We start from the raw sequence: 4,744 nt of genomic DNA on the forward strand, positions 1-4,744 counted from the left end.
CACGGTGGCCCGCACCGGCACGGTGTTGATCAACAAGCCCACCATCGCCTCGGCGCCGGGCATCTCGGCTGGGCGCCCGGACACCGTGGTCCCAAAGGCGACGTCACCGCGGCCGGTCAACCCGCACAGCAGCACCGCGTAAGCGCCCTGCAACACGATGTTGACCGTGGTGTGCTGGGCGCGGGCCAGCTCGCTGACCGCGGCGGTGAGCTGGGCGGGGACCTGATACGACGCCACCGCGCGCGGACCTGACCCCACCCGGTCGGGCGGGCCGACCAGGGTGGGGGTGTCAAACCCGATCAACACCTCGCCCCAGGCCGCGCGGGCGCTGTCGTGATCACGACCGGCCAGCCAGGACATAAACCGGCGATACGGTCCCGCCGGGGGTAGGCGCTGCCCGCCATAACTGGCGAACAACTCCCGCACCAGGATCGGCAACGACCAGCCATCCATCACGATGTGATGATTGGTCAACACAAACCGATACCGATCCTCACCCAAACGGATCAGCACCGCCCGAAACACCGGCTGATCACCGAGCTCACACACCGCGGCACGCTCGCCGGCACACACCCGCGCCACCAGCTCATCGGCCCCGGCATCGACACCCTCATCATCGACGTCGACATAGCGCCACGGCACCCACGGATCAGCCGGAATGATCTGCACCGGCTCGTCGAACTGCCCCGAAAACCGGGCCACCAGATGCGGATGCCGATTCACCACCGCATACAACGCATCACGCAACCGATGCTGATCAACCCGACCACTCAACCCCAGATCGAGCTGCACCGCATACACATCATCGTCACTGTCACGCCCAGCACGGGCATGAAACAACAACCCCTGCTGCAACGGCGTCAACGGCAAAACATCAGCGATCCGCATACAACCGCCTCCGACAACAGCAGCCGTTATCCGGATCCACGGCGCTACAACTCGCTGGCCGGGCTTACAGCAGGAAGTTCTCCCGCCGGACTGGTATGTCTGCTGCTCAACTGCTCGCTCAAGCTTCTAACGGATGGCGCGTTGATCAGTGTGGGCACCGCGAGGTGGGTGTCAAGGGCTGTGTTGATCGCGGCGATCGCCCGCATCGCGGAGAGTGAATCCCCGCCCAGATCGAAGAACGACTCGTCGACCCCGACGCGATCGACACCCAGAACCTCGGCGCAGATGCCGGCCAGAATTTGCTCGACCAGCGTGGCGGGGGCGCGATCACCATTGCCGTTGTCGCGGTGTTCGGGTGTCGGTACCGGCGTGGTCGCCGGCTGTGCCAATAGGGGCCGATGCTTGCCGGCATCGGGCAGGTCCATCGACGACAACGGCTGTGTCGGGTCGGCGGTCATGGCTACCAGCACCCGCTGAAAGCGCTCGATCATCGCTGCGATGTCGCCGGCGTCGAAGACATCTGCGCGGTATTGGACATGGAGTTCCAATTCGTGCCCAGGCACGGCTTGGATCGCGAGGGGGTAATGGTAGTAGTCACGATTGGTGAGCCCGGCGATGACCAACCCGTCTGCGCTCGACAACGCGGCAGCGTCGGTCGGGTAGTTCTCGTAGACGAAAACGGTGTCGAAAAGTCTTTCCTTACCGGTGACACGGTGGATGTCGCTGAGCGCCAGGTGTTCGTGTTCGACCGTGTGGTTGTGGGCGCTGTGTAGTTGCTGCAACAGGTCGGTGGTGGTGGTGGTCGCGGTGACGGTCGCGCGTACCGGCACCGTGTTGATCAACAGGCCGATCATCGAGTCAGCGCCGACCAGCTCGGTCGGTCGGCCCGAGACGACGGTGCCGAAAGCGACATCGTGGTGGCCGGTCAGCCAGATCAGCATCTGCGCGAAGGCGCCCTGCAGCACGGTGTTGATGGTGGTGTGGGATGACCGCGCCAGCTCGCCAAGGGCCCGGGTGATCTGCTCGGGCACCCGGGACGAGGTCACGCCTCGCCGTCCCAGTCCTAATCGGTCCGGTGGGCCGACCAAGGTGGGTGTGTCGAAACCGGCGAGCGCCTCACACCAGGCCGCGCGGGCGGCATCGCGATCCCGACCGGCCAGCCAGGTGATGAATCTGCGGTACGGCGGGGCCGCCGGTAACCGCTGCCCGTAATAGCTGGCAAATACCTCCCGCAGCAGGTTGGGCAGCGACCAGCCATCCAGCACAATGTGGTGATTCGTCAGCACAAACCGGTGCTGATCGTCGCCCGTGCGGATCAACACCGCACGGAAGCCTGGTTCATCGGCGAGGTTGAAGACCGCGGCACGCTCGGAGCTGCACACCTGCTGGATCTGCGCATCGAGGTCACGGTCGCCTCCGCTCAGGTCGACGGATCGCCAGGGCGTCACCGGATCGGCGGGGATGATCTGCACGGGCTCATCAAAGTGGGGGCAGAATCGCGCCGCCAGGTGGGGGTGCCGGGTCACGACGGTCCGCACGGCATCGCGCAGGCGGTGCGGATCGAGCCGACCGCTCAACGTAATGTCCAGCTGCACCGCGTACACATCGTCGCTGCCGTCCGCGGGGTTGGCGTGAAAAAGAAGACCCTGCTGCAGGGGAGTCAACGGCAAGATATCGGCGAGTTCGTAATGCCGGCAGAGCTCGTCGATCTGTTGCTGGCTCAGCCGGGCAGGCGTGATATCCGACGGCGTCAACCCGCCCCCACCCCGCCTGACATACGCGCAAATGCCGGCCAGGGCGTCAAACCACAACCGACTCAGCCGACTGACCTGCGAATGATCGAGGGCCGAGGGCGCCCACGTCCAGCCTGCCTGCAGCCGCGGCCCGGTGTCGGTGTCCACGGTGCCCGCGTTGAGTTCCACGGTGTGCATCAGCGGCATGGGGATGGCTATGGCGACCCCCGTGACCGACCCACTTTCCGGGCTGAGCCGCCACCCATCACCGGATACCTCGGCCGACCCGGCACCCAGCCGCCCTAGATAGTTGAACCCGATCGGCGGGTCGGACCCGCGCAGATCGACATCGGGGTTCAAGTAACGCAACACTCCGTAGGTCAACGGATCTGGCAGGCCGCGTAGCTGCTCCTTGGCGGCTTTGATCACCGCCGCCAACCCCGCATCACCGGCTACCACCTGCACCCAGGACAGCCCACCAACGGCCAGCGCCACTGGATATTTGGTGGTGAACCACCCCACCGTGCGCGACAGGTCAACATCGGAGCCGAGCTCCTCCTGACGCCCGTGACCCTCCACATCGATACCGACGGGCAACGCGCCGGTTCCTAGAAATTCCGCCAACGCCAACCCGAACGCGATCAACAAAATGTCGTGGATGCCAGCATGAAAGGCGGTCGGCACTTCGCCCAACAGCATGCGGGTCGTTTCGGCATCCAGCGACACCGACAACTGCCCGGCGGTTGCGTAAGTATCTGTTGCGGGGCGCACTGCCGGAAGCGCCGCAGGTACCGCCGCGATCTGCCGCCAGGTGTCGGCCTGCTCGATCACGTCCCGGCGGTGTGCATGCTCGACGAGCAACGACGCCCACCGGGCAAACGACATCCCGGGTGCCGGCAATTCCATCTGCCGCCCGCCACGATGCTGAGACCACGCAATGTTGAGGTCCTCCAACAGAATTCGCCACGACACCCCGTCGACGGCCAAGTGGTGGACGATCACCACCAACTGAGCTGTGGAGACCGCCCACAGCGCGCTCAACATCACCCCCGCGGTGGGATTCAACCGCGACCGTGCCTCCATCAGCGCGTCGTCAGACAGCGCGTCCACCGTCTGCAAGCACGCGCCCGCATCCACCGCACCCGGTTCGGGCACGTGCAGCGACCAAGCCCCTGCGCCGTCGTCCTCGACCCGCAGCCGCAGCATCGCATGCCGATTCACCAAGGCCTGTAGCACCGCCACTACGTCGGTCTCGGTCACACCCGCCGGTGCCTGCAGTAACGCCGTTTGGTTGAACTGATCGACCGGGCCCTGTACGCCCTGCAGCCAGGAGATGATCGGCGTGGCGGCCACCGGCCCCACACCCTCGTCGATCACTTCATCGACACCGGTGGTCACCCCGGCGACCCGGGCCAGCCGGGACACGGTCTGCTCGACAAACACGTCACGCGGCCGGCACATCACCCCAGCGGCCCGCGCCCGCGCCACCACCTGCATTGACAGAATGCTGTCCCCGCCCAGCTCGAAGAACGATTCGTCGACCCCGACCTGCTCCAAGCCGAGCACCTGGGCGTAGATCCCGGCCAGGATCTCCTCCACCGCGTCACTCGGAGCGCGATAACGGTCGAGATCTTGATATTCGGGCGCAGGCAGGGCGCGGGTGTCGAGTTTGCCGTTGACCGTCAGCGGCAGCGCCTCCACCGCCACCACCGCGGCCGGAACCATATACGCGGGCAGCCGCTCAGCCAGCCGCATACGGAGCTCGGCCGGATCCGATGTCCCGATGACGTAACCCACCAGACGCTTGTCGCCGGGATGGTCCTCACGGGCGATCACCACCGCCTGCTCAACCCCCGGCAGGTCACCTAAAGCGGCTTGGACTTCCCCGAGCTCAATGCGGTAGCCGCGGATCTTGACCTGCTCATCAGCACGCCCCACATACCTCAGCTGCCCATCAGCACTCCACCACACCAGATCCCCAGTGCGATACATGCGCGACCCCGGTGCCCCGAACGGGCACGCCACAAACCGCGACCCGGTCAACCCGGACCGGCCCAGATAGCCCACCCCGACGCCGCGGCCAGCCACATACAACTCCCCGACCACCCCGGCCGGCACCGCAC

General features: G+C 65.9%; 2 pseudogenes. Both read right to left on the reverse strand.

Annotated elements, in window-relative coordinates:
- Positions 1-882: pseudogene (locus tag WAN02_RS03265) on the reverse strand (condensation domain-containing protein); the annotation flags it as partial.
- A gap of 50 nt (positions 883-932) precedes the next feature.
- Positions 933-4,739 (reverse strand): annotated as a pseudogene (locus tag WAN02_RS03270) (condensation domain-containing protein); the annotation flags it as partial.
- Positions 4,740-4,744: the final 5 nt, after the last annotated feature.

The sequence above is a fragment of the Mycobacterium sp. genome (assembly GCF_049281135.1).
GTDB lineage: Bacteria > Actinomycetota > Actinomycetes > Mycobacteriales > Mycobacteriaceae > Mycobacterium.